This window comes from Nigerium sp. (assembly GCF_039811905.1).
GTDB lineage: Bacteria > Actinomycetota > Actinomycetes > Propionibacteriales > Propionibacteriaceae > Propioniciclava.
Map to the genome: position 1 here is coordinate 13,051 of NZ_JBDHZL010000010.1, position 23,745 is coordinate 36,795.

23 protein-coding genes and 1 tRNA gene are annotated in these 23,745 nt (G+C 72.0%); 9 read left to right on the forward strand and 15 right to left on the reverse strand.

Annotated features, from left to right (window positions below):
• Nucleotides 1-35 precede the first annotated feature (35 nt).
• From WMJ97_RS03765 to WMJ97_RS03780, 4 genes are all read left to right on the forward strand, one after another.
• Nucleotides 36-1,061: an aldo/keto reductase gene (locus WMJ97_RS03765; protein ID WP_347347629.1), complete on the forward strand. Its 1,026-nt coding sequence runs from the start codon at nucleotides 36-38 to the stop codon at nucleotides 1,059-1,061.
• A gap of 55 nt (nucleotides 1,062-1,116) precedes the next feature.
• Nucleotides 1,117-1,857 carry a helix-turn-helix transcriptional regulator gene (locus tag WMJ97_RS03770; protein WP_347347630.1) on the forward strand — a complete coding sequence of 247 codons (741 nt, stop codon included), beginning with the start codon at nucleotides 1,117-1,119 and terminating at the stop codon, nucleotides 1,855-1,857.
• A gap of 71 nt (nucleotides 1,858-1,928) precedes the next feature.
• Complete coding sequence (locus WMJ97_RS03775) at nucleotides 1,929-2,735, forward strand: VOC family protein (RefSeq protein ID WP_347347631.1); 807 nt, start codon at nucleotides 1,929-1,931, stop codon at nucleotides 2,733-2,735.
• 40 nt (nucleotides 2,736-2,775) lie between these two features.
• Complete coding sequence (locus WMJ97_RS03780) at nucleotides 2,776-4,164, forward strand: D-serine ammonia-lyase (protein ID WP_347347632.1); 1,389 nt, start codon at nucleotides 2,776-2,778, stop codon at nucleotides 4,162-4,164.
• Between the two features lie 57 nt (nucleotides 4,165-4,221).
• Here the strand turns inward: WMJ97_RS03780 and WMJ97_RS03785 are convergent, their stop codons facing one another.
• The 5 genes from WMJ97_RS03785 to WMJ97_RS03805 all read right to left on the reverse strand — a co-directional run bounded on the left by WMJ97_RS03785 (nucleotide 4,222) and on the right by WMJ97_RS03805 (nucleotide 10,356).
• Nucleotides 4,222-5,058 carry an NAD(P)-binding domain-containing protein gene (locus WMJ97_RS03785; RefSeq protein ID WP_347347661.1) on the reverse strand — a complete coding sequence of 279 codons (837 nt, stop codon included), beginning with the start codon at nucleotides 5,056-5,058 and terminating at the stop codon, nucleotides 4,222-4,224.
• Entirely contained in the window at nucleotides 4,955-6,406 is a 1,452-nt protein-coding gene (locus tag WMJ97_RS03790; RefSeq protein ID WP_347347633.1) for a phosphatidylserine/phosphatidylglycerophosphate/cardiolipin synthase family protein, read from the reverse strand. The genes WMJ97_RS03785 and WMJ97_RS03790 overlap by 104 nt, the downstream gene beginning before the upstream one ends.
• A 46-nt stretch (nucleotides 6,407-6,452) precedes the next feature.
• Complete coding sequence (locus tag WMJ97_RS03795) at nucleotides 6,453-6,638, reverse strand: hypothetical protein (protein WP_347347634.1); 186 nt, start codon at nucleotides 6,636-6,638, stop codon at nucleotides 6,453-6,455.
• Between the two features lie 100 nt (nucleotides 6,639-6,738).
• Nucleotides 6,739-8,607 (reverse strand): alpha-amylase family glycosyl hydrolase, encoded by a 1,869-nt coding sequence (locus WMJ97_RS03800; RefSeq protein WP_347347635.1) that lies wholly within the window; start codon nucleotides 8,605-8,607, stop codon nucleotides 6,739-6,741.
• 90 nt (nucleotides 8,608-8,697) lie between these two features.
• Entirely contained in the window at nucleotides 8,698-10,356 is a 1,659-nt protein-coding gene (locus WMJ97_RS03805) for an acetolactate synthase large subunit (protein ID WP_347347636.1), read from the reverse strand.
• Between the two features lie 160 nt (nucleotides 10,357-10,516).
• Here WMJ97_RS03805 and WMJ97_RS03810 point away from each other — a divergent pair, with 160 nt between their 5' ends.
• Nucleotides 10,517-10,852, forward strand: coding sequence for a hypothetical protein (locus WMJ97_RS03810; protein ID WP_347347637.1), 336 nt, complete (start codon nucleotides 10,517-10,519; stop codon nucleotides 10,850-10,852).
• 121 nt (nucleotides 10,853-10,973) lie between these two features.
• Nucleotides 10,974-11,987: an AEC family transporter gene (locus WMJ97_RS03815; protein ID WP_347347638.1), complete on the forward strand. Its 1,014-nt coding sequence runs from the start codon at nucleotides 10,974-10,976 to the stop codon at nucleotides 11,985-11,987.
• 16 nt (nucleotides 11,988-12,003) lie between these two features.
• Here the strand turns inward: WMJ97_RS03815 and WMJ97_RS03820 are convergent, their stop codons facing one another.
• The 10 genes from WMJ97_RS03820 to WMJ97_RS03865 all read right to left on the reverse strand — a co-directional run bounded on the left by WMJ97_RS03820 (nucleotide 12,004) and on the right by WMJ97_RS03865 (nucleotide 21,643).
• On the reverse strand, nucleotides 12,004-12,192 hold the full coding sequence (locus WMJ97_RS03820; protein ID WP_347347639.1) for a hypothetical protein: 189 nt from the start codon (nucleotides 12,190-12,192) through the stop codon (nucleotides 12,004-12,006).
• Nucleotides 12,193-12,313: 121 nt separating this feature from the next.
• Entirely contained in the window at nucleotides 12,314-14,896 is a 2,583-nt protein-coding gene (locus WMJ97_RS03825) for an excinuclease ABC subunit UvrA (RefSeq protein WP_347347640.1), read from the reverse strand.
• A gap of 130 nt (nucleotides 14,897-15,026) precedes the next feature.
• A tRNA-Lys gene (locus tag WMJ97_RS03830) sits at nucleotides 15,027-15,102 on the reverse strand.
• Between the two features lie 81 nt (nucleotides 15,103-15,183).
• Nucleotides 15,184-15,918 (reverse strand): glutamine amidotransferase, encoded by a 735-nt coding sequence (locus tag WMJ97_RS03835; RefSeq protein ID WP_347347641.1) that lies wholly within the window; start codon nucleotides 15,916-15,918, stop codon nucleotides 15,184-15,186.
• Nucleotides 15,915-17,024: a MurT ligase domain-containing protein gene (locus WMJ97_RS03840; RefSeq protein ID WP_347347662.1), complete on the reverse strand. Its 1,110-nt coding sequence runs from the start codon at nucleotides 17,022-17,024 to the stop codon at nucleotides 15,915-15,917. The genes WMJ97_RS03835 and WMJ97_RS03840 overlap by 4 nt, the downstream gene beginning before the upstream one ends.
• 366 nt (nucleotides 17,025-17,390) lie before the next feature.
• The gene (locus WMJ97_RS03845) at nucleotides 17,391-18,326 is read right to left on the reverse strand and encodes a carbohydrate ABC transporter permease (RefSeq protein ID WP_347347642.1); all 936 of its coding nucleotides are present in this window, start codon (nucleotides 18,324-18,326) and stop codon (nucleotides 17,391-17,393) included.
• Entirely contained in the window at nucleotides 18,323-19,414 is a 1,092-nt protein-coding gene (locus tag WMJ97_RS03850; protein ID WP_347347644.1) for a sugar ABC transporter permease, read from the reverse strand. Before WMJ97_RS03850 ends, WMJ97_RS03845 begins: the two co-directional genes overlap by 4 nt.
• A 78-nt stretch (nucleotides 19,415-19,492) precedes the next feature.
• Nucleotides 19,493-20,803 carry an ABC transporter substrate-binding protein gene (locus tag WMJ97_RS03855; protein ID WP_347347645.1) on the reverse strand — a complete coding sequence of 437 codons (1,311 nt, stop codon included), beginning with the start codon at nucleotides 20,801-20,803 and terminating at the stop codon, nucleotides 19,493-19,495.
• 223 nt (nucleotides 20,804-21,026) lie between these two features.
• Nucleotides 21,027-21,323, reverse strand: coding sequence for a co-chaperone GroES (locus WMJ97_RS03860; protein WP_347347663.1), 297 nt, complete (start codon nucleotides 21,321-21,323; stop codon nucleotides 21,027-21,029).
• Nucleotides 21,324-21,358: 35 nt separating this feature from the next.
• A complete protein-coding gene (locus WMJ97_RS03865) occupies nucleotides 21,359-21,643 on the reverse strand; it encodes a DUF3618 domain-containing protein (RefSeq protein WP_347347646.1) in 285 nt (94 codons plus the stop codon).
• A 61-nt stretch (nucleotides 21,644-21,704) separates the two neighbouring features.
• Between WMJ97_RS03865 and bcp the strand changes: the two genes are divergently transcribed.
• The 3 genes from bcp to WMJ97_RS03880 all read left to right on the forward strand — a co-directional run bounded on the left by bcp (nucleotide 21,705) and on the right by WMJ97_RS03880 (nucleotide 23,529).
• On the forward strand, nucleotides 21,705-22,184 hold the full coding sequence (gene bcp, locus WMJ97_RS03870) for a thioredoxin-dependent thiol peroxidase (RefSeq protein ID WP_347347664.1): 480 nt from the start codon (nucleotides 21,705-21,707) through the stop codon (nucleotides 22,182-22,184).
• A complete protein-coding gene (locus WMJ97_RS03875; RefSeq protein WP_347347647.1) occupies nucleotides 22,184-22,981 on the forward strand; it encodes a hypothetical protein in 798 nt (265 codons plus the stop codon). Before bcp ends, WMJ97_RS03875 begins: the two co-directional genes overlap by 1 nt.
• A 317-nt stretch (nucleotides 22,982-23,298) precedes the next feature.
• Complete coding sequence (locus tag WMJ97_RS03880; RefSeq protein WP_347347648.1) at nucleotides 23,299-23,529, forward strand: hypothetical protein; 231 nt, start codon at nucleotides 23,299-23,301, stop codon at nucleotides 23,527-23,529.
• Nucleotides 23,530-23,745: the final 216 nt, after the last annotated feature.

Consider the following 23,745-nt stretch of genomic DNA (forward strand, 5'->3'; position numbering starts at 1 on the left):
CGCCGCCGCGAGCAGACGCCAACGAGGAGATCACGATGGACCACACTCCCCTGGGCCAGACCGACGTCGCCGTGCCGCCCCTGTGCATCGGCGGCATGAGCTTCGGCGAGGTCTTCGCCGACACGCACCAGTGGACGGCCGACCAGCCGACCACCCAGCAGATCATCGCCCGCGCCCTGGAACTCGGCGTCAACTTCATCGACACGGCGAACGTCTACGCCCACGGCACCAGCGAGCAGTTCATCGGCGCCTCGCTGAAGAATCTCGGCGTCCCGCGCGAAGACGTCGTGCTGGCCAGCAAGGTCTTCTTCAACGAGGGACGCCTCTCGCGCGCGGCGATCGAGCGCGAGATCGTCGGGACGCTGGAACGGCTGGGGACCGACTACCTCGACCTGTACATCATCCACCGCTTCGACTACGACACCCCGCTCGAGGAGACGATGGAGGCCCTCGACTCCCTCGTCCGGGACGGTCGCGTCCGGGCTCTGGGCGCCAGCGCCATGTACGGCTACCAGCTCCACACCCTGCAGACCGTCGCCGACGCCCACGGCTGGACGCGGTTCGCAAGCATGCAGAACCACTACAACCTGCTCTACCGCGAGGACGAGCGCGAGCTCATCCCGGTCTGCCGGCAGTTCGGCATGTCGCTCACCCCCTACAGCCCGCCCGCCTCCGGGCACCTGACGCGTCCGACGTGGGACTCGGACTCCGTCCGCTCCACGACCGACGACGTCATGCGCTCCAAGTACGACCGCGACCAGGAGATGGACATGCCCATCGTGGAGCGCTTGGCCGAGGTGGCCGACCGGTTGGACGTGCCCATGTCCGACGTCGCCCTCGCCTGGCACTGGGCCAAGGGCGTCACGGCGCCGATCGTCGGCTGCTCGCGACCCAGCCGGGTCGACGACGCCGTCCGGGCGCTCGATGTCACGCTCACCCCCGAGGACATCGCCTACCTCGAGGAGCCCTACCTCGCGCACGAACTCGTCGGGCCCCTGGCCCGTCCGGGTGACAAGGAACTCGCGGGCACCACCGTCCCCCAGGACGCCGACAAGCGCTGACCCCGGGAAAACCGCCCCCTGCCCACCGGACGCCCGCCGCCCTACACTCACTCGCGTGCGCCCGACAGCATCGCTGCCGCCCGCCGTGCTCCACGACGTGGTGGCACTCGCCCGCGCCCGGCTCGGGGAGGGCATCAGCGTCACCGACCTGGCCGACCACGCCCACTACAGCCCGTTCCACTTCACGCGGCTGTTCACGGCGTCCGTCGGCATCGCGCCCGGGCTGTTCCTGGGCGCCCTCCGCCTGGACGCCGCCAAGCGGCTCCTCCTCGCCGGCAACGACGCCGTCATCGACGTCGCGAGCGCCGTCGGCTTCGACTCGCTGTCCAGCTTCAGCAGGAGGTTCCGGCAGTGTGTGGGCGTGCCGCCGGCGTCCCTGCGGAGGGTCGCCGACCGCGTGGCCGACCGCCCGCCGCGCCCGTTCGCGCTGGCCGACCGCCGGCGGGACACGGTCCGGATCCATGCGCACGTGCCGGCGGCCGCCGGGCCGGCGGCGTGCGCGTCCGTGTGGGTGGGCTGGTACCCGCACCCGGCGCCCATCGGGCTGCCGGTCGCGGGCGTCCTGGCCGCGCACGGCGACCCGCTGAGCCTGCCCGTCTACCCGGACGCCCCCTGGCTGCTCGGCTTCGCGCTGCCGGCGAGCGCCGGCGTCCACGACCTGCTCGTGCCCACGCGGCCGCTCGTGGGGCTGGCGCACCTGTCGGCCCGGACGCCGCACGGCCTCAGCCTGTCGTTCGCGCCGGCCCCTCCGGACGCCGTCCCGCTGCTCAGCGCCCTGCCCAGCCTGGCCCGCTGAGGAGCGCAGGATCGGACAAACGCGGGGCCGGGCGGTCCCCCTAGCGTGAAGCTACGACCTGAGGAGGAATCATGACCCGCAGCACCGGAACCACCACCTGGCTCGACCTGGGCACCACCGATCTGGCGGCCGCCAAGACCTTCTACGAGCAGCTCTTCGGCTGGGACTTCGAAGACACCGGCGAGGAGATGGGCCACTACCACATGGTCCGCAAGGACGGGGCGCTCGTCGCCGGCGCGATGAGCGTCGCCGGCATGACGTGCCCCGAAGGGGACCCGCTCCCGAGCGAGTGGGGCGTCTACCTCGCCGTCGACGACCTGGACGCCCGCCTCGCGCTCGCCGAGAAGCACGGCGCGACGGTCGTCGTCCCGGCCGGGGACGTCGGCGCCGGCCGGTTCGGCGTCGTCCTCGACCCGTCGCACGCCGTGATCGGGCTGTGGCAGGCCGGCGGCCTCGACGGCTACGACTTCAGCGGCGACCCCGGGACGCCCGTCTGGTTCGAGCTGATGACCCAGGACTTCGACAAGGCCGTCGCCTTCTACACCGACGTGTTCGACTTCCGGCCGACCCCGCTGACCACCGAGATGGACGACCCGCAGTCCCGCTACGTCACGGACGCCCCCGGGCAGGAGGCCAGCTCGGGCATCTGCGACGTCGCCGGCTTCTTCCCCGCCGACGTCGGCTCGTTCTGGCGCATCTACTTCTGCGTCGAGGACTGCGACGCGACCGTCGACCGCGTCAAGGAGCTCGGCGGCGCGCTGCTCGACGGCCCCATCGACTCCCCCTTCGGGCGCATCGCCACCCTGGCCGACCCGACCGGTGCGAGCTTCCAGATCTCGGCCGTCTCGCAGGCGGTTCCCGAGGGCGGGGCGTCCTGACCCCCACCGCCATCCATCCACCGTTACCCAGGGAGCTTCCATGCCGCCCAGCCCGCTCGGCCGTCCGCTCGACGACTGGTTCGTCCGGTTTCCGTTGCTGCGCGGGCTGGTCGGCCTGGAGCCCACCACCTGGTTCAACCCGGCCCTGAGCCCCGCCGTCGAGGCCCTCGGCGACGTGGGGCTCACGGCGTCCGACATCGAGGACGCCGCAGCGCGGCTGCGGCGCTTCGCCCCCTACCTCGCGGACGCCTTCGGTGAGACCCGCCGCTCGGCGGGCATCATCGAATCGCCGCTGGTCGCGATCCCCGAGACCCAGGGACGCCTCGCGCGCCACTACGGCGCCGAGTTGCCCGGACGCCTCTGGGCCAAGCTCGACAGCGAGCTGCCGATCAGCGGCTCGATCAAGGCCCGCGGCGGCATCCACGAGGTGCTGCAGTACGCCGAGGAGGTGGCGGTCGAGGCGGGCGTCCTGACGACCGCCGGCGACTACCGGACGCTCGCCTCCCCCGACGCGCGAGCCCTGTTCGCCCGCCACGAGGTGGCCGTCGGCTCGACCGGCAACCTGGGGCTGTCGATCGGCATCATGGCCGCGACGCTGGGCTTCCGGGCGAGCGTGCACATGTCCGCCGACGCGCGGGCGTGGAAGAAGGACCTCCTGCGCGCCCGCGGCGTCCGCGTCGTCGAGCACGCGGGCGACTACTCGGCGGCCGTCGCCAGCGGCCGCGCGGAGGCGTCCGGCGACCCGCGCACCCACTTCGTCGACGACGAGAACTCGGTCAGCCTGTTCCTGGGCTACGCCGTCGCCGCCCGCCGGCTGGCCGGGCAGCTCGCCGCGCTCGACGTCGCCGTGGACGCCGACCAGCCGCTGTTCGTCTACCTGCCGTGCGGCGTCGGCGGCGGCCCGGGCGGGGTCGCGTTCGGGCTGAAGACCGTCTTCGGGGACGCCGTGCACTGCGTCTTCGCCGAGCCGACGCACGCGCCGTGCATGCTGCTCGGCGTCCTGACGGGCGAGCACGATCGCGTCAGCGTCCAGGACTTCGGCATCGACAACGTGACCGCCGCCGACGGGCTGGCCGTGGGGCGCCCGTCGGGGTTCGTCGGACGCCGCCTGCGCCGGCTGATCTCGGGGTTCTACACCGAGACCGACGAAGAGTTCTTTCGGCTGATCGCCCTGCTGCACGAGGCGGACGGGATCGCCGTCGAGCCGTCCGCGGCGGCCGGATTGCCGGGGCCGTGGCGCGTCCTCGCGAACCGGGAGTTCCGCACGCGCTGCGGCCTCGACGACGACCGCCTGGCCCGCGCGACCCATCTCGCCTGGTTCACCGGGGGCTCGATGGTCCCCCGGCCCGAGATGGACGCCGACCTCGCCCGCGGGGCGGCGCTGCTGGCCGGCTCTGCCGGGACCGCCGCCCCCGAGACGCCCGCCTGAGGGCGCGAGTCCCGGGCCACGCCACCCCGCGGCGAGGCCGCACCCGCGGCGTCCGGCTCACTGGTCGCGGTAGCGCTTCGCCTCGTCGAGCCGAGCCCGCAGCACCGCGGCCGTCACCGTGCCTTGCTTGTACGGCGCGACGTAGGCGGCGGTGTCGCGCTGGAAGCGCCACCCCTCCGCGAGGGGTCCGGCGTCGAGGGTGTCGTAGCCGAGGGCGTCCAAGAACCCGGACGCCTCCCGCTTCGCCTCCTCGTCGTCCCCGGCGATGGGCAGTGTCGTCCGCCCGACGTCGCCGGCGGGGCGCCCGTGATCGGCGAGGTCCGGGAAGTGGATGTTGTTGAACGCCTTCACCACGCGCGACGTGGGCAGGTGCGCCTGCAGCAGCTCGCTCGTGGTCGTGCTCTCGTCGTCCAGCTCGGGGATGCGCCCGTCGCGATCGGGGTAGTAGTTGTTCGTGTCGATGACGACCTTGCCCGCCAGCGGCTCGACCGGCACCTGCCGGTACGCCTTCAGGGGCACGGTCACGACCACCAGGTCGCCCTCCGCCGCCGCCTCGGACGCCGTCGCCGCCCGCGCCCGCGGCCCCAGCTCCTCGACCAGGCCGGCGAGCGTCTCCGGGCCGCGGCTGTTGCTCAGCACGACGTCGTAGCCGGCGTCCACCGCGAGCCGCGCGACCGTGCTGCCGATGTGTCCGCTTCCGATGAATCCGATGGTGCTCATGTGTGCCACAACCGCCGCCGGACGCCCGCCTATTCCGGACGCCCAGCCACCCCGCCGGACGACGGCCGCCTCACCCGTCGACCACGATCGAGCTGATGGGCCCCAGCAGCAGGTCGGTGCGGCGTCCGCCCTGCTCGACCGACCGGACGCGCCCGGTCGGCGGCAGGCCCGCAGCCCGGCGTCGGGTCTGCTCCTCGGCGAGCGGCCGCAGGACGCCGTCGACGAACGCGACCGGGTCGACGCCGGCGGCGTCCTGGCCCGTGTGCTCGCGGAACAGGTCTTCGCGGACCGACCGGGCGAGATCCGGCACCGCGAACGCCAGGTTCACCTCGGTGTCGTTGAGCAGCGAGTGCGTGTTGAGGTTCACCGAGCCGACCGTGAGCCAGCGGTCGTCCACGATGCCGATCTTGGCGTGCACGTACACGTGGTGGCCCGGCTCCTCGGACTGGACGGTCAGGGCGAGCAGCCGACGCCCGGCGTCCTCGTCGCGGAGGCGGCTGAGCTGGCCGAGCGTCGCGTCCTGGCCTGTGTGGGCGTGGTCGGGCAGCACGACGACGACCCGGAAGTCGTCGCGCGGCGGCCGCCGCAGCTTCGCCGCGAGGACGTCGACGATCTCCGGCGCCCACAGGAACTGGTTCTCCAGGTAGACGAACCGCTGCGCCGCGCCGAGGACGTCCAGGTAGGCGCCGAGCGCCCCGAAGTCGCCGTCGGGGGCGAAGCGGTAGACGCGCTCGGGGATCGTCCGGATCAGCCGGGCCGCGATCGTGCCCATCGCCTCCGGCACCGCGGACGCCGGCAGCCGCTCCCCCGTCACCTCGCCCCAGCGCTGCCCAAAATGCTCCACGACGTCGGCCACCACCGGCCCCGTCGCGCGCACCGCGGCGTCGTGCCAGCCGTCGGAGTCGCGGGGCGGGTGACCCGTCGTGTCCCAGCGGTCGGAGCGCAGCGCGGTCAGGTCAAGGCCGCCGACGAACGCGATCTCGTCGTCGACGATCAGCAGCTTCTCGTGGTGGCAGTCGAGCAGGTACTCGTGGGCGTCCAGGGCGCACGTGACGCCGTCGATCGCGTTGAAACCCCTGGCCGCGGCCGCATTGTCGGCGCGCGAGGGATGGATCACCGGCAGCGGCGCCCCGCGCCAGAGCAGCACCCGCGTCCGGACGCCGCGCTCGCCGGCCCCCGCGAGCAGCGCCCCCAGGGTGCGCCGCGGGTCGGCCCGGCTCATCGCGAAGGCCGGGTCCGCGCTCCAGCCGGTGAGGTGGATCGTGCGGCGGGCGCCCTCGATCGCGGACGCCATCGCGGCGAAGGCGTCCTCCCCGTCGATGAGCACCCGGACGTCGTTGCCCTCCCGGACGCCGAACCCGCCCGCGCCGAGCGCCCCGATCGGCGCCTGCGCGCTCAGGTGCCCGGTGCGCCGCAGCCGCGACACGTGCCTGCGCCGGAAGTGCTGCTCGGCCGCCGCGCCGATCGCGCGGCCGGCGGCGTCCGCGGCGCGACCGATGGGAGTGCGGGGTTCACGCGGCATGCCCGGAGTCTAGGCCGCCGCGCCGCCCAACGGCGCCCGGCCCGGATCACCCCTGCGAGCCGAGGTTGTCCTCCGACACCGACTCGCTGTAGTTCTTGACGCCCTGCTTCTCGGGCTGGGACTCGTCCTCGGTGAACGTCGTCTCCGCGCGCTCGGACTCCGCGCCGCTGCCGCCCTCGGCCGCGGCCCGTTCGGCCTCCACCTTCGGGCCCTCCGCCTTGCTGTCGCTCATGCCGCCTCCTCTCCCAGGCGGCGGCCGCCCCGTTGCGGCCGCCTTCGCCCACCCTGCCCGAGACGCCCGACGCCCCACTACGCCCGAGGGGGTACTTCGCTCAGTCCGCCGCCGGTCGGCGGCGCCCGGACGCCTCCGGCCCGGCCCCGGCGCCGGGTTCCGGATCCTGGGAGTACACCAGCGCCGCGTAGGGCCCCAGGTCGACGTGCGCGGTGGCCGGGTAGCCGTCGCACTCGCCGGGCGCGGCGTCCAGGTCGCCGGCGATCACCGCGCCGAAGTCGTCCCCGTAGGCGGGGGCGTCGGTGTTGACGCGCAGGCGCCAGCGCCCGGGGCGGGGCAGCCCGACCGGGTAGCCAGACAGCGTCCGCGTCGAGAAGTTGAGCACGACGACCGTGTCGTCCCCCGGGCCGCCGGCGCGCCACCGGTGCACGAGGATCACGCCGTGGTGCCGGTCGACGCGCAGGATGTGCGTCCCGGCGCCGTGCAGGCCGCCCGCCCACCGGTCGGTGTTGCGGCGCAGCCGGATCAGGTCGCGCACGAGGTGCAGGAAGCCGGAATGCCGGTCGCGTTTGTCCCACGACAAGGGACGCCGGTCGTCGAAGTAGCGGTCCTCGCAGAAGTCCTGGCCTTGGAACAGCAGCGGCAGCCCCGGCGCGGTCAGGACGATCGCCAGGCCCAGCGCCGCGCGCTTGCGGGCGTGCCACGAGTCGGCCCGGCCGGGCGTGATCGTCTCGGGGAGGCGGGAGCGTCCGTTGGCGACCTCGTCGTGCGACTCGGTGTAGATGACCCGCTCGTGCGGGGCGGCCAGGTAGTACCCCCGGATCGCGCGAGCGACGGCGTCCAGGTCGCGGTCCTCGTCGCGCGGGGCTTCGAGGGCCGCGCGCACCGGATGAACGAAGTCGGCGTCCCACTGCGAGTGGAAGCCCAGCCCGCCCTCGGCGCTTGGCCGGGTGACGACCGGGTCGCGCTGCATGTCTTCGGCGACGAGCAGCTTCCACGGCTGCCGCGAGCGGAGGTCGGCGGTCAGGGACGACAGGTAGTCGTGGCCGGGCCGGAGGTAGGCGTCCGGGTCGCGCGTGTCGCCCCAGCGGGAGCGGATGAAGTTCGTCCCGTCGAACCGGAGCCCGTCGACGCGGAAGTCCTCCAGCCACGACACCGCGGAGTCGCGGAGGAAGCTGCGCACCTGGCGGCGTCCGTAGTCGGGGCGCGTCGCGCCCCACGGCGTGAACGCGCGCCGGTCGTTGAAGAAGTAGATGCCGCCGTAGCGGCCCTTGCGCCAGCCGTCGAACCGCCACAGGTCGAGCCCGGTGGGGCCGAGGTGGTTGTGGACGACGTCGAGGAACACCGCGATCCCCCGCTCGTGCGCCGCCCGGACGAACCGCGCGAAGGCGTAGGGGCCGCCGTAGGCGTCGTGGATCGCGCAGAGGTAGGACGGGTTGTAGCCCCAGCTCACCCGCGTCGCGAACTGGAACGGCGGCATCACCTCGACCGCGTTCACGCCCAGCCACGCGAGATGATCGAGCCGGCCGATGGCCTTGTCGAAGGTGCCCGGCCCGTGCTCGTCGGCCGCGAACGTGCCGATGTGGAGCTCGTAGAGCACGAGCTCGTCCCAGCCGGGGGCGTGAAAGACGTCGTCGCCCCACTCCAGCGTCGCCGGGTCGAGCACCACGCCGTTGCGGTGGCGTCCGGCGATCTGCCGTGCGAACGGGTCGGTCCGCCACAGGTAGGGTCCGCCGCGGCGCACCAGGTAGCGGTACTGACAGCCCGCGCGGACGCCCGGCACGAACGTCGACCACGTGCCGGCGTGGGCGCTGTCGCGGGCCAGCAGGTGTTTGCGTCCGGCCTGCCAGTCGCAGAAGTCGCCGATGACGGCGACGTTGCGGGCGTTCGGCGCCCACACGCGGAACGTCACGCCGCCGTCGTGAGGGATCGAGCCCATGCCGGCATGGGCGGAGGGACGCGCGGGCACCCGGCCCACTCTAGGGGCGATGCCCAAAAGGCCCCGGGCGGAAGCGACCCCCGGGGAAGCCGGGGCAGCCCGGACGCCGGCGTCCGAGCGTCACAGGTTGATCGTCAGCTCCCCCAGCCGGTCGGTGAGCTTCATGTTCTCGCGGTAGTCGACGGGGACGACGATCACGTGGACGCCGCCGTCGTCCAGCGCCTCGCGCAGCACCGGAGCCAGCTCGCCCGCCGACGAGATCCGGTGCCCCCGCGCGCCGAACGATTCGGCGTAGGCGACCAGGTCGGGGTTGGTGAAGTCGACGTCGTCGTGGCGGCCCAACTCCAGGTCCATCTTCCACTTGATCAGGCCGTACGCGCAGTCCTCCCACACCAGCGCGACCAGCGGGATCTGCTCGCGGATCGCCGTCTCGATCTCCTGGGAGTTCATCAGGAAGCCCCCGTCGCCCATCGCCGCGACCACCTTGCGCCCCGGCTCGGCGAAGTGCGCGCCGAGCGCGCCCGGCAGCGTCCACGCCATGGTCGACAGCCCGTTCGAGATCACGCACGTGTTGGACGCCTGCGTCGGGTACAGCCGGGCCATCCACATCTTGATGGCCCCGGTGTCGACGAGCACGATGTCCTCGTCGTCGAGCGCGGCCCGGATCTCGGCGACGATGCGCTGCGGTTTCAGCGGGAACGAGTCGTCGACCGTCCCCTCCTCCAACTCCTTGACGAGCATCTCCCGGATCGGCGCCGCCCGGTACGGGAACGGCCTGATGGGCTCGTAGCGCACGGCCTGCGTGAGCGCCCGCAGCGCGTGCGGGATGTCGGACTCGATGTCGACGGTGATCTGGTAGCTGGCGTCCACGTCTTCGGCGAACCGGTTGACGTGGATGATCTTCTTGTCGTGGTTCGGGTTGATGCGGGCCGGGTCGAACTCCTGCAGCTCGTAGCCGATCGCGACGATGACGTCCGCGTGGTCGAACGCGAAGTTCTCGTAATCGTGGCGCATGAAGCCCACGACGCCCAGCGAGTTGGGGTGGTGGTCGGGCAGCGCGCCCTTCGCCTGGAAGGTCGTCGCGACGGGCAGGTCCAGCGCCTCGACGAAGTCCCGCAGCTCCGCCTCCGCGTGCCCCCGGACGACCCCGTGGCCGGCCAGCACCACCGGGAAGCTCGCCTCCTTCAGCACCCGCACCGCCTGGTGCACCTGCTCCGGATCGGGCGACACCGAGTGGCTCGGGCGTCCGGTCAGCGGCACGAGGTGCGCCGGGGCGTCCGCCGCCTCGATGTCCTGCGGGATGGCCAGGTACGTCGCTCCCGGACGCTCCGCCTCGGCCAGGTCGAACGCCTTGCGCACCATCTCGGGCACCGCCGCGGGCGAGAGCACCGTGTCGGCCCACTTCGTCACGGGTTCGAACATCGACACCAGGTCGACGATCTGGTGCGACTCCTTGTAGATGCGGTCCAGCCCCACCTGCGCCGAGATCGCGACCAGCGGCGCCGAATCGGTCGCCGCGTCCGCCACCCCGAGCAGCAGGTTGATCGCACCCGGCCCGAGCGTCGCCGCGCACACCCCCGGCTTGCCGCTCAGCCGCGCGTACACGTCGGCCATGAACGAGGCGCCCTGTTCGTGTCGCACGAGCACGAACCGCAGGTCCGGGTGGTCGTGGATCGCCTGCACCAGATGGATGTTCTCCTCGCCCGGGATGCCGAAGACGACCTCGACCCCCTCGGCCACCAGGCACTCCGCGATCAACTGGGCGACGGTGCGGGTCATGAGCCCCTCCTCGCGCGGGCGGCGCGGGCCGGGCGATCCGACTCGGCGACACCGCGGGCGTGAACAGCGTAGTCCGGCAACCAGTGGGCCGCCCGGCGTTCCAGCCGCGCCTCCCGGCCTGGCCCCGGGACTGTCAGAGCGGACGCCTAACGTCCGGGGCATGTCCTCGCGCCGCACCTCACCGTTCGGGGGCCTCGGCGAGCGCGTGGGCCGCACGGAGGCGTCCGAGGGCGCGGGGGCGCCCGGGCCCGCCGTCGCCCGCGGCGGGCAGGGGGGCGGCGAGCGTCCGCTGCCCTGCGGGCAGCACGTCGAGGTGTGGGACGCCGCCCGCGGCTGGGTGCCCGGCCTCCTCGCCGCGTGGGAGCGGCGGTGGGACGGGCAGTGGTGGGGCCGGGTCGTCGTGGTCGCCGACGGGGAGGCGTCCGAGCTGCTGATCGCAGCGCGGATGCTGCGCCCGCCCGAGGTGGGCGACCGCGCCGGGTCGACGGCACCCTGATGAGCGACGACCCGCGCGGGCGCAGCGGCCGCGGCCGCGGGCAGCCCCCGCCCGCGCCCGTGCCGGCTGGCAAGATGACCGAGAACGATCCCCAGCGGGCGTCCGCGGGAAGGGAGGGGCCGTGATCGAGATTCTGTCCGTCACATTCCCCTTCTTCGCGCTCATCGCGATCGGCTACCTCGCGGCGCGGACGCGGGCGTTACCGGCGGCGGCCGTGCCCGGCCTGAACACGTTCGTGCTCTACTTCGCCCTCACCTGCATGCTGTTCAAGCTGGGCCAGCGGACGCCCACCTCCGACCTGCTCGACCCGGCGGTGCTGGGCCTGTGGGTGGCCGCGGGGCTCGCCGTGATGGCGCTGGCGGTCGTCCCGGGACGCCGGCGCGGCCTCGGCTGGCGCGACGCCGCGTTCGGCGGGCTGATCGCGGTGCTGCCGAACTCGGGGTTCATGGGGGTCCCGCTGCTGATGGCCCTGCTGGGCGCGCAAGCCGCCGGGCCGATCAGCGCGAGCCTGCTCGTCGACGTGGCCCTCATGCAGTCGGTGGCCGTCGCCCTCGCCCACTACGGGCGACGCGCCGAGGGCGGCAGCCTGTGGCGCGAGTTGGCGGCCCAGGCGCGCCGGGTGGCGGGCAACCCGATGCCGTGGGCGATCGTCCTCGGAGGGCTGGCCAGCGGGTTCTCCGTCCGGCTGCCCGGGCCGGTGGACGCCGTCGTCGCGATGCTCGCGGCGTCCGCGACGCCCGTCGCGCTGTTCACGATCGGCGCGATGCTCGCGCGCGAGGGCGCGCCGCGGGCGTCCGGCGTCCGGGGAGGGAGCGGTGGCGGTTTCTGGCGGCGCCGGGGGCAGGCTCTTCGCGCCGCGACCGGGGACGACGTGGCCTGGCTCGCCACCTGCAAGCTGTTCGCCCACCCGCTGCTGATGTGGGGGCTCGGGCGGGGCATGATCGCCGCCGGGCTGCCGCTGGGCGAGGGCGCGCTCACCGTGCTCACCCTCACCGCGGCCCTGCCGGCGGCCGCGAACGTCGCGGTGTTGGCCGAGAGGTACGGCGCCGACAGCGGCCGCGTGGCGCGGGTGATCCTGATCTCGACGGTGGTGAGCTTCGCCACGTTCACCGTCGCGGTGGCGCTGCTGACGTAGTCAGGCGCCCCTCGGGTCAGTCGTCCTTGGGGGACTCGTCGGCCTCCGGACGCATGTCGCGGTACTCGCCGATCGCCTCGTCCTCGGGCTGGGCGTCGTCCTCGCTGAACGGACGCACGGTGTCGGTATTCGCGTCGGTGTTCGCGGCCCCGCCTTCGGCGTCGAACCGCGTCTCCGGCGCTCCCTCGGTCTGGCTGTCACTCATGGCTGCTCCTTCGTCGTCGGGACGGCCGCGGGCCGCGGACGTCCTCCCCACCCTGCCCCGGACGCCGCGCCGCCCGCCACGCCCGCTCGGGTGCGACGGGGCCGGGCGCGCGGACGCCGGTTCATCCGGGCAGCCCCCGCGCCAGCCACTGGCCGGTGGCGCTGCCGGGCGCCCGGGCGACGTCGGCGGGCGTCCCGGACGCGATGATCCGGCCGCCGTGCACCCCCGCACCGGGGCCCAGGTCGATCACGTGATCGGCCCGCGCGATCACGCGGACGTCATGCTCGATCACGACGACGGTGTTGCCCAGGTCGACCAGGCGATCCAGCTCGGCCATCAGCAGGTCGACGTCGGCGGGGTGCAGCCCGGTCGTGGGCTCGTCGAGCAGGTACACCGTGTGGCCACGCTGGGCGCGCTGCAGTTCGGTGGCCAGCTTGATCCGCTGCGCCTCGCCGCCCGACAGCTCGGTGGCCGGCTGCCCGAGGGTCAGGTAGCCGAGCCCGATGGCGTCCAGCGCCGTCAGCGCCCGGCGCACGCGGGCGTCCTTCGCGAAGAAGGCCAGCGCGTCCGCGACGGTGAGCGCCAGGACGTCCGCGATCGTCTTGCCGTGCCAGGTCACCTCGAGCGTGTCGGGGTTGTAGCGGGCGCCCCGGCACGTCGGGCAGACGGCGTAGCTGCCGGGAAGGAACACGAGCTCGACCTCGAGCTGGCCCTCGCCGTCGCACGTGGGGCACCGCCCCTCGGGCACGTTGAACGAGAACCGGCCGACCTTCCAGCCGCGGCGGCGGGCCTCGTCCGTGCCCGCGAACAGCGCCCGGACGCGGTCGAACAGCCCCGTGTACGTCGCCAGGCACGAGCGGGGGCTGCGCCCGATGGGCTTCTGCGTGATCTGGACGACCCGGTCCACCGCCTCCACGCCCGTCACCGCGCCGACGCGCGGGCGGTCGTCGGCATCGCCGTCGGCGTCCGGCCCGCCGCCGTCGTCGGCCGCCGGCTCTGGCTCGTCGAGCACGCTCGTGCGCACCCGATCGGCCAGGACGCCGCCCAGCACGTGCCCCACCAGCGTCGTCTTCCCCGACCCGGACACGCCCGTGACGGCCGTGAACACCCCGAGCGGCAGGTCCAGCCGGACGCCACGCAGCGTCCGCGAGACGATGTCGTCCAGCCGCAGCCACGAGACCGGCGCCCGCGCGCCCTCCCCCCGCGGCTCGGGCGGCGGCGCGCCCAGGTAGCGCGCGGTGACCGAGCCGTCGGCGTCCGCCAGGCCCGGCACGGGCCCCGAGTACAAGACGCGGCCCCCGGCGACCCCGGCGCCCGGACCGACGTCCACCACCCAATCGGAACCCTCCACGAGCGCCATGTCGTGCTCGACCATCAGCACGGAGTTGCCCTCGTCGAGGAAGTGCCGAAACAGGGTCGTGAGCACGCCCTTCTCCGACGGATGCAGCCCGGCGGACGGCTCGTCGAGCACGTACGCCACCCCGAACAGGCCCGCCCGCAACTGGGCCGCCAGGCGCAGCCGCTGCAGTTCCCCCGACGACAACGTGGCCGTCGGACGCCCCAGGCTCAGGTGCCCGAGGCCGAGGCCCACGATGGTGCGCAGCACCGGGACGACCGCGGGCAGCAGCAGCCGCTCCGCCTCCTCCGCCGGGGTGCCGCCCGAGCGCGGGAGGGCGTCCTGCCGGCCGGCGAGCCGCGCGAGCGCGTCGTCGATCGTGCGCTCCGCGAGCGCGTAGATCGGCTCGCCGAGGTACATCACCCGCAGGGCGTCGGGCGTCAGCCGGTGCCCCTGGCAGGTCGGGCACACGGTCGTCTCGAGGAACCGCAGCGCTCGGCGACGGGTCTTCTCGGTCGTCGTCTCGGCGATCGTGTGCCGCAGGTACCGCGCGACCGACGACCATTTGCCCTGGTAGGTGCCCTGGACGCGGCCGGCCTCGCGCACGGGGTGCACGGTCACGACCGGCTGCTCGTCGGTGAACAGGATCCACTGCCGCCGCTCCGTCGGCAGCTCACTCCACGGCACGTCGAGGTCGACCCCCAGCGTCCGCAGGATGTCGCGGTAGTTCTTGCCCAGCCACGCCCCCGGCCACGCGGCGATCGCGCCCTGCGCGATCGTCAGCGACGGATCGGGCACCATGGACGCCTCCGTCGGCTCGTGCAGGACACCCGCCCCCTGGCACGTCGGACACATGCCCTCGGGGGTGTTCGGGCTGAACGAGTCGGAGTCGAGGCGTCCGCCCGGCAGGTCGGTCTCGCGCGCGAGCACGTCGGGCGGGTAATCGCCCGCCCGCGAATACAGCAACCGGATCGTGTTCGACACCGTCGTCAGCGTTCCGACGGTCGAGCGCGCCCCGCCGGCGGCGTTGCGTTGCTCGAGCGCGACCGTCGGCGGCAGCCCCGCCACCGACTCGACCTTGGGATCCATCGCCCGCCCGATCAGCCGCCGCGCGAACGGTGCGACCGACTCCAGGTACCGGCGCTGCGATTCGGCGTGCAGGGTGCCGAACGCGAGCGACGACTTGCCCGACCCCGAGACCCCCGTGAACGCGACGAGCCGGCCGCGCGGCAGTCGCGTCGAGACGTGCCGCAGGTTGTGCAGGCGGGCGTCGCGTACCCCCACCATCCCGGACGCCGCCACCTCGGGCGCGCCCGTCGAGTCGCTCGTCACCCCGGACGCCCCGGACGGGCCCTCGCTCTCAGGCATGCGGACAACCTACCCACCCGCACCGACAATCCCGCGCCCGCCAGGCGGCAGCGCTGGGCAACACACGCGCTGGGGCAACACACGCGCCGGGCAACAGAAAAGGGGCCCCATCTCTGAGGCCCCTTTCGGGTGGTGCGCCGCCAGGGACTCGAACCCCGAACCCGCTAGTTAAGAGCCAGCTGCTCTGCCAGTTGAGCTAGCGGCGCGTGCGAATCGATATTAGTGCATCCGGCACCCAAAGGTGAAATCGGGCCGGACATCGATCGCCCGGACGCCCGCCCCGCCGCTCACCTGCGGACGAACGCCGCCCGCTCGGCCCGCAGGGCGTCGTGCTCGGCCTGCACGTCGGGCAGCGGTTCCAGCTCGCGGCCGAGAGCGAGCGTGAGCAGGTGGTCGGCGAGCTCGGGGTTGCGGGCCAGCACCGGACCGTGCGGGTAGGTGCCGACCACCTTGCCCTGCACCGCCCCCTCCGTGCCGTCGTTGGCGTTACCGATGCCGACCTCCACCCGGGCGAGCGGCCGCGCGCCGGGCCCGAGCGTCGTCCAGCCGCCGTGGTTCTCGAAGCCGCTGATCAGGGTCGACGTGCCGTCCGGGTGCTCCCAGCGCGTCAGGATCTCCCCGACCGCCCGTTCGGGGCCCCGGACCGTCGTCACGTCCAGCACGCCGAGCCCCTCCCGAACCTCGTCGTTCTCGCCGATCGTGAACGTCTTGCCGCAGATCTGGTAGCCGGCGCACACCGCGAACAGCACGGCCCCGTCGGCCAGCGCCTCGAACAGGTGGCCGTCCCGCTTCAGCTCGCGCACCGCGGTCGTCTGCGCGTTGTCCTCGCCACCGCCCAGCAGGTAAACCGCCCCGTCAGACGGCAGCGGCTCCCCCGGCTCGATCATCAGCACCTCGGCCGGGATGCCGCGCCAGTCCAGCCGCTTCTTCAGGATCTTCGCGTTGCCCTGGTCGCCGTAGATGCCGAGCAGCGACTGGTACACCAGGACGATCTTCACCGGGCTCTCGGCCGCCTCGCTCATCGCAGGCCTCCCATCTTCAGCAGCTTCTGGAACGGGGTGTACGTGGCGACGATGTCCACCGGTTGAGGCCCGGACGCCACCGCGCGCAGGGCGTCCTCCAGGTCCACCAGGACGCGGTGGTCGACCTCCGCGTACGACAGCCGGACGGCCAGGTCGTACGCCCGCGGCCCCGAGCAGATCACGTGCCGCCCGCGGAGCTGCTCGAAGTCGACGTCCCACAGCCACGAAACGTCCTTGCCGTCGGCCGCGACCGAGTCGATCGCCAAGATGACGGGGTCCGTCTGGACCAGCGGCAGCGACTCCGCCCACCCGGCCGGGTTCTTCGAGAGCACGAGCCGCACGGTCGCCCCGGCGATCGTCGCCGTCGAGAACCGGCCCGCGGGCGCGCTCACGGTCCGGAAGCCGACCAACGCGACGTCGGGGTCGATCCCCCACTGCGCGGCGGCCGCCAGGGCGCACGCCGCGTTCGAGATGTTGAACTTGCCCGGCACGTTCAGCTTCGGGTCCACCCGGCGCCCGTCCGGCAGTTCGATCAGCGGCCCGTGCACCGCATAGGACGCCTCGTGCTCGGTCAGGTCGCACTCCGGGCAGTTCCATCGGCCGGTCGGCGCGTCCTCCGACGGGTCGGTCCGGTCGAGCATCGCCCCGCACTGGGGACACATCGCCGCGTCGGCGCTCCACGTGGACGCCGTGTCGACCCACACCACCCGGTGCGCCTTCTCGGCTGCCCACGTCACGAGCGGGTCGTCGCTGTTCGCGATGACGACGGGCCCGTCGGGGCCGGCGGCCTCCAGCGCCTGGCGCCAGGCGCGTCCGAGGAACTTGATCTCGTGGTTGCGATCGAGCTGGTCGCGGCTGAAGTTCAGCAGCACCAGCACCTCCGGACGCCCGTGCGCGATCATGTCCTTCACCACGCGCTCGTCGGTCTCGATGACGGCGAGGTCGGCCTTCCGGGCCTTGGCCAGCGCGGACGCGATGCCGTAGTGCAGGTTCGCCCCGTCGGCGTTCGTGACGCAGCGGCCGGCCTCCTCGCCCAGCGCCGTCCGGACGGCCGCCGCCAGCAGGTGAGTCGTGGTGGTCTTGCCGTTGGTTCCGGTCACCGACATGATGCGGCGGCCCTTCACCAGCTCGCGGAACGCGTTCGGGTCGAGGCGGGTCAGCAATTGCCCCCGGATGGACGCCCCCGACCCCTTGCCCAGCGCGCGGGACACGAGGGCGGCCGCGTCTCCGGCGAGGGTGGCGGCCCGCAGTCGGGCCCGCTGCGCGAGGCCGAGGCGCGCGGGAGTGGCTCGTCGGCTCAGTTCAGTCACAGGCACGGCCTCATTCTGCCTGCTCGGACGCCGTCCGTCGCGTTGCCCACGGCAGGCGTCCGCGGCAGGCGTTCGCGGCAGGCGTCCGCGGAACCCGCCCGGGGACGCCGCGAGGGGTGCCCCTCGGGACGCCCCTCGCGGTGCCGCACCTGCGGCGGATGACTACTTGACGCCGCCCGCCGTGAGACCGGCGACGATGCGCCGCTGGAAGATCAGCACGACGATGATCAGCGGGACGGTCAGCAGGACGCCGGCCGCCATGATCGTGCCCCACGGCGTGTCGAAGCCGTACTGGCCGGTGAACCGGCTCAGGGCGTTGACGGCCGTGAACATCTCGGGCCGCGTGCCGAACGTGTAGGCGATCATGAACTCGTTCCACACGGCGATGAACGTGATGATCGCCGTGGTGAACACGCCCGGCGCCGCCAGCGGCAGGATGATCTTCGTGAACGCCTGGCCCGGCGTGCAGCCGTCCACCATGGCGGCCTGCTCGAGCTCGACCGGCATCTGCCGGAAGAACGCGGTCAGGTTCCACACGCACAGCGGCAGGCCGAACGACAGCGACGGGATGATGATGGCCTGGTAGGTGTTCATCCAGTTCCACGGGAACCACTCGTACGCGCCGGTGAACATCTTGAACAGCGGGATCAGCAGCGTGATGCCCGGGAACATCGAGCACCCGATGATGACGCTCAGCACGAGACCCTTCATCCGGAACCGCAGCCGCGCCAGCGCGTAGGCGGCCATGATGCCGAACAGCAGCGTCAGGACCGTGGTCACCGTCGAGACGAGGATCGAGTTGAACAGCGCCTGCGTGAAGTTGTTCGCCGGGCTGAACACGGCGAAGTAGTTCTCGACGGACGCCGGGTTCGGCAGCAGGTCGGTGCTGCGGCCGTCGGACGGCAGCCGCAGCGAGGAGACCACCATCCAGTAGAACGGCAGGATGCAGTACAGGACGATGAAGCCCATCCCGACGACGCTGCCGATCATGCCGGCCCACCACTTCCAGTCGCGGCGGGGCTTGTTCAGCGTGGCGATCTCGTGGTCGCTCAGCAGGTGTTCGGTCGGCTGATCGCCGACGTTGACGACGGTGCTCATGTGGCCGACTCCCCCGAGGTGATGGTGCTGCCGGGCAACTGGCCCGGACGGCGTCCCTGCTGTTTCGCGAGCTTGCGCTGCGCCTTGCGGCGGTCGGAGATCGCCTTGGCCTCGGGGTCACCGACGACGTCGGCGCCCAGCAGCCGGACGAACAGGAACGCGACCAGCACGATGTAGACGAACAGGACCATCGAGTAGGCCGCGGCCTGCCCGAAGCGGGTCGCGTCGTTCTCGAAGTAGGCGAACATCGACAGCGTCTCGACGTAGTACTTGCCCGGCCCGATCATGCCGAAGGGCAGGTCGAACATGCGCATGGTGTCGAGGGTGCGGAACAGCACGGCCACGACGAGCGCGGGCTTCACCATCGGCAGCGTGATGCGCAGGAACTGCTGCCACGCGTTCGCCCCGTCGACGCGGGCCGCCTCGTACACCTCGTCGGGGATCGTCTGCAGCCCCGCCAGCGTGAGCAGCCCGATGAAGGGGGCCGTCTTCCAGACGTCGGCGATGATGATCGCCCACTGCGACGAGGCGTTGTCGGCGAGCCAGAGGGTCGTCCGGCCGGTCAGCTTGTTCATGATGCCGTCGGCGTCGAAGATCAGGCCCCACATCTTCGCGGAGACCATCGTCGGGATCGCCCACGGCACGAGGATGGCCGCACGCACCAGGCCGCGGCCCCGGAACGCCTTGCTCATGATGATCGCCATGGCGACGCCGATGACGGTCTCGAGCAGCACGCAGACGACGGTGAAGAACGTGGTGTTGAGGAACGCGTTGAGCAGCCGATCCATGCTGCCCCAGTTCGCGATGATCGTCTGCGGGTTGGCGAAGATGTCGGTGTAGTTCTGGACGCCGACGAACGCGTCGCCCTGCGCGATCATGCCGGTGGTGGGGTCGATGCCGTCGTTGCGCCGGAAGAACGACTCGCGGATCGACAAGATGATGGGGATGCCGACGACGAGCAGGATCACCAGCATCGTCGGGGAGATCAGCGCGCCGGCGAGGCCACCCTGGCCGTCGCTCAGCACGTTCTTCTTGGGTTTCGGCTGTTTCGCCGCGGACGCCTCGGGCGCCGCTACCGCTGTTGCCATCTCACCTCCTGAGGGAAGACCGGACGGCCGCCCGGTCCGGCGCGGCGAGCGCCGGAGCCGGGCGGCGTCCGGAAGGAATCACTGGGTGAGGGACTGCAGCTTGCTCTGCAGCTCGGTGAACGCGGCCTTCGGGTCCTTCTGGCCCTGGAGGGCGGCGTACGTCTGATCCTGGATCGCCAGGGTCACGTCGCCGTACTTGACGGCCTTGGGACGCGGCTTGGCCGTCTTGATCGACTCGCCGAGGGCCTTCAGGTACGGGAACTGCTTCTGCAGGTCGGCGTCGTCGTAGAGCGCCTCACGCGTGGGGGCCAGGGAGCCCTTCTCGAGGCGGTTCTTCTGCATCTCCTCGTTGTTCATCCACTTGACGAACTCGAGCGCGGTGCCCTTGTTCTTGGCGAACTTCGAGATGCCGTAGTTGTGGCCGCCGAGCGTGGAGACGCCGGGGCCGCTCAGGCCGGGCAGCGGCGCGACGGCGATCTTGCCCTTCACCTTGGAGCTCGACTCCTCGGCCTTCTGGTAGACGTAGGGCCAGTTCCGCAGGAAGAGCAGCTTGCCGTTCTGGAACGCCGTGCGCGACTCCTCCTCCTTCCAGGTGATGGCCTCCTTGGGGATCATGCCCGACTTGAAGCCGTCCACCATCCACTGGACGCCCTTGAGGGCCGCGTCGCTGTCGACGGCCGGCTTGCCGTCGGCGGTGATGAACTCGCCACCGGCCGAGTTGACGGCCTCGGCGATGTTGCAGGTGAGGCCCTCGTACTTCTGGTGCTGGCCCGCGTAGCAGGACATGCCGCTCTGGCCCGGGAGGACCTTGTCGCAGATCTGCTTCATCTCGTCCCAGGTCTTCGGGGGCGCGGTGACGCCCGCGGCGTCCAGCAGATCCTTGCGGTAGTAGAGCAGCGCGCCGTCGGAGGTGTTCGGGTAGGCGTACAGCTTGTTGAAGTAGGTGGCGCCGTCGACCGCGCTCTTGAGGAAGCCGTCCATCGGGGCCTTGTCGGCCGGCAGCTCTTCGAGCCAGCCGTTGGCGGCAAACTCGGCCGTCCAGACGATGTCGACGCTCATCACGGCGAACTCGCCCGACTTGGCGTTCGCGCGGCGAATCATGTCGGCGCGCTGCTGGTCGGCGGAGTCGGACAGCTCGACGAGCGTGACCTTTTCGTTCGGGTGGGCGGCGTTCCACTTCGCGATCTCGGCCTGCACGACGCCGGCCGTGTCCTTGCCCTGCGCGTAGGTGATGGGGCCCTTCTCGTCCCAGTTCGCATTCGACTGGGTCGCGGAGCCTGCGTTGCCCGGGCTGGCTTGGTTCGTCGAACTGGTGCAGGCCGCCGTCCCGAGCAAGGCGCTCAGGGAGGCGACAGCGACGATAGCCCGGATGGGGCGTCCCTTGGTCATGAATCCCTCACTTCTCTGTGGGTAGGGGGTCGTGCGAATGAACCCCCCCTCTGAAGGCCCAGATGGTAATCCCATTCGGGTCACATCTGCAGGGAAGTACCGGACAACTCAGACCGAAATGTGAACTGTTACCCGGCCGTGTCGTTTCACAGGACGCCTCCGCGCGGCCGCGCGGAGGCGGACGGGCGGGACTGTCGCCGGACGAATCCGGGTCGCGGGACGCCTACAGGTACAGCCCGGTCGCCCCGTCGGAGAGCCGTTCGGCGGCCACGGCGTGCACGTCGCGCTCACGCAGGAGGATGTACACCTCGTTCTGCACCTCGACCTCGGCGCGCTCGGCCGGGTCGTAGAGGACGCGGTCGTTCACCTTGAGCACCCGGACGTTCGCGCCCGTCGCGACCACGCGCGCCCAAGCCAGCCGGCGTCCCATCTGCACGGTCGCCGGGATCAGGATTCCGCCGCCCGAGCGGCGCTCGCCCCCCTCGCCTTCGCTCGTGACCAGGATGCGGTCGTGCAGCATCCTGATCGGCAGGCCGCCGTCGGTGGGATCGGGCACTACCGGAACAGCGACTTCACGACGACGGCGAACGCGATGCTGCCGACGACCGCGACGGCCAGGTAGGTCACGCGCTCCCAGGAGATGTTGCCCTCGGCGTCGCGCACCGTGTCGGTCGCCGAGTTGACCTCCTGCGCCGCGAAGTCTTTCGCGTCGTTGATCGCGCGGGTCTTGGCGGCCTGCGGGTGCACCTGCGTGATGAGCCCGGAGATGTTGCTGGACAGGCGCCGACGCGCCTCGGCGAGCTCATTCTCGATATCGGCATTGCTGCTGGTACGGGCCACGATGGCGTCCTTCCGCGTGCTCCTGTGTGCTACCACCCTAGTGCCCGCGCACTAAGGTTGCATCATGACGACGTTGAAGGTGGGCGACACCGCCCCGAGCTTCTCCCTGCCGGACGCCGAGGGGCGCACGGTATCGCTGTCCGACTACGCCGGCCGCCGCGTCATCGTCTACTTCTACCCCGCCGCCCTCACCCCCGGGTGCACCACGCAGGCCGTCGACTTCTCCGCGGACAAAGACGATCTGTCAGCGGCCGGCTACGACGTCGTCGGCATCTCCCCCGACTCGCCCGAGAAGCTGGCGCGGTTCGCGCAGAAGGAGGGGCTGTCGGTCGTCCTGCTGTCCGACGCGTCGAAGGAGACGCTGCTCGCGTACGGCGCGTTCGGCACGAAGAAGCTGTACGGCAAGGAGATCGAGGGGGTCATCCGGTCGACGTTCGTGGTCGATGTGGACGCCGACGGCGTCGGGACCGTCGCCGTCGCCCAGTACAACGTGAGGGCGAAGGGGCACGTGGCCAAGCTGCGTCGCGACCTCGGGGTCTGATGGCGTTCACGCACCCCGACCCGCAACTGCCGGTCCTCGGGTTCGGGCTGTCGTCGTCGGCGCACCTCGACGTCGAGGCGTTGGCGGCGGCGCTGCTGGAAAACTCCGAGGTGGGCGTCCGGGTGGTCGATCTGCCGGCGCGCGAGGGGCGTCCGGCGGCGCGGACGGTCGCCGTGGAGACCGACGACGTGGTCGTTCTCGTGACGCCCGTCGACGCCCCCGTGCCCGCCGCCGAGGCCGTGCGCGCCTGTCACCCCTTGTGGTGGACCGATCCGACGCCGGTCGCGCAGCACGCGTCGCACACGATCATCACCGCGTTGCCCCAGCGGGGGCGTTCTGTGGATCGTCCGCTGGTGGTGCTCATCGCGAGCATCTTCTCGGTCGTCGCGTCCGTGCTCATGGAGCAGCCGGACGCCGTCGCCCTCTACTTCGGCAGCGGCGGCATCACCTACCCCGCGCGGCGGTACGCAGGGCAGGTGATCGAGTCGCTGGAGGCCGGGGCCGCGCCGGTGGACCTGTGGACGTCCGTATGGCTGCAGCCTCAGCCGGACGGGACCGTGAGCGGCCACACCATCGGGTTGGACACGTTCGGGCACGCCGACCTGCTCGTCGAGAGGTCGACGCACACGCTCGCCGAGGTGTACGAGCGGCTGGCGATGCTGGCCACGTACGTGATCACGACCGCGGAGTCCTTGCAGCCCGGCGTGCCGCTGGCGTTCAGCCCCACCGAGCGGCTCGAGGTGGAACCGGTGGCATCCGATGCCCACCCGCTGGGTGCCCTGCGCGTGCGGTACTGAGGCGCCCTTCGGCGTGCGACCGACGTCGGCCGTGGCTCCCCGTGGGCAGGTGTCCCGTGGGCGTCCGTGGGGAGCGGTCGTTCGAGCGCGAGGACCACTTTCTGGCAACCGCTGGCCGACGACCGTAGGATCGCCTAAGCTTTCGGCCATGATCACGACAGCGCTCTCCACGACGCCGCTGTCGTTCGTGCTCCCCTCCGGCTGTTGTCGGTGTCGCCGCATGCGCGGCGCCCACTCCTGACGCGGCCGGGCCGGTTTTCGGGAGTTGGGCACAGACCCTCTCCCGACAACCATCTTTCCGTAGGAGCACACCACCCATGACCGTCGATCTGGTCTTCGTTCAGCAGGACGCCGCCCGCGCCACGCTCGCCGAGTTGGCCGCCGACCTCGGCCTCACCATTCGCCTCATCGCGCAGCGGGTCACCAACATGGAGATCTTCTCCGTCAACGTGATGACCGTCGAGCTGGACGCCGACGCCCCTGTGCTGGACGCGGCGTCCACCTGGTTCGACCGCCGCGGCATCCACCGCCTGGCCCGCGCGGCCTGAGGGTGGGCCGAGCCTCTGGAGACGCAGCGGGGGTTCGGACGCGCTACGCGCACCCGCGACCACGCTGACGCGCCGGCTGGGCCCGGGTCTTGCCGAAACGCTTCTGCCGGTGTTCTCGCAAACGCTGCAGGTGTTTCCCGGTTTACTGCAGGCGTTCTCGAAACGCCGGGCTTAAGCCGGAACGCTGCCTTACGTAAGGCAGCGTTCTCGCCGAAG

What these genes read in the sequence shown, in the direction of transcription:
- WMJ97_RS03765 (WP_347347629.1), top strand. Translation starts at nt 36, where the DNA reads ATGGACCACACTCCCCTGGGCCAGACCGACGTCGCCGTGCCGCCCCTG.
- WMJ97_RS03775 (WP_347347631.1), top strand. Translation starts at nt 1,929, where the DNA reads ATGACCCGCAGCACCGGAACCACCACCTGGCTCGACCTGGGCACCACC.
- WMJ97_RS03780 (WP_347347632.1), top strand. Translation starts at nt 2,776, where the DNA reads ATGCCGCCCAGCCCGCTCGGCCGTCCGCTCGACGACTGGTTCGTCCGG.
- WMJ97_RS03790 (WP_347347633.1), bottom strand. Translation starts at nt 6,406, where the DNA reads ATGCCGCGTGAACCCCGCACTCCCATCGGTCGCGCCGCGGACGCCGCC.
- WMJ97_RS03795 (WP_347347634.1), bottom strand. Translation starts at nt 6,638, where the DNA reads ATGAGCGACAGCAAGGCGGAGGGCCCGAAGGTGGAGGCCGAACGGGCC.
- WMJ97_RS03805 (WP_347347636.1), bottom strand. Translation starts at nt 10,356, where the DNA reads ATGACCCGCACCGTCGCCCAGTTGATCGCGGAGTGCCTGGTGGCCGAG.
- WMJ97_RS03810 (WP_347347637.1), top strand. Translation starts at nt 10,517, where the DNA reads ATGTCCTCGCGCCGCACCTCACCGTTCGGGGGCCTCGGCGAGCGCGTG.
- WMJ97_RS03820 (WP_347347639.1), bottom strand. Translation starts at nt 12,192, where the DNA reads ATGAGTGACAGCCAGACCGAGGGAGCGCCGGAGACGCGGTTCGACGCC.
- WMJ97_RS03825 (WP_347347640.1), bottom strand. Translation starts at nt 14,896, where the DNA reads ATGCCTGAGAGCGAGGGCCCGTCCGGGGCGTCCGGGGTGACGAGCGAC.
- WMJ97_RS03835 (WP_347347641.1), bottom strand. Translation starts at nt 15,918, where the DNA reads ATGAGCGAGGCGGCCGAGAGCCCGGTGAAGATCGTCCTGGTGTACCAG.
- WMJ97_RS03840 (WP_347347662.1), bottom strand. Translation starts at nt 17,024, where the DNA reads ATGTCGGTGACCGGAACCAACGGCAAGACCACCACGACTCACCTGCTG.
- WMJ97_RS03845 (WP_347347642.1), bottom strand. Translation starts at nt 18,326, where the DNA reads ATGAGCACCGTCGTCAACGTCGGCGATCAGCCGACCGAACACCTGCTG.
- WMJ97_RS03850 (WP_347347644.1), bottom strand. Translation starts at nt 19,414, where the DNA reads ATGGCAACAGCGGTAGCGGCGCCCGAGGCGTCCGCGGCGAAACAGCCG.
- WMJ97_RS03855 (WP_347347645.1), bottom strand. Translation starts at nt 20,803, where the DNA reads ATGACCAAGGGACGCCCCATCCGGGCTATCGTCGCTGTCGCCTCCCTG.
- WMJ97_RS03860 (WP_347347663.1), bottom strand. Translation starts at nt 21,323, where the DNA reads ATGCTGCACGACCGCATCCTGGTCACGAGCGAAGGCGAGGGGGGCGAG.
- WMJ97_RS03875 (WP_347347647.1), top strand. Translation starts at nt 22,184, where the DNA reads ATGGCGTTCACGCACCCCGACCCGCAACTGCCGGTCCTCGGGTTCGGG.
- WMJ97_RS03880 (WP_347347648.1), top strand. Translation starts at nt 23,299, where the DNA reads ATGACCGTCGATCTGGTCTTCGTTCAGCAGGACGCCGCCCGCGCCACG.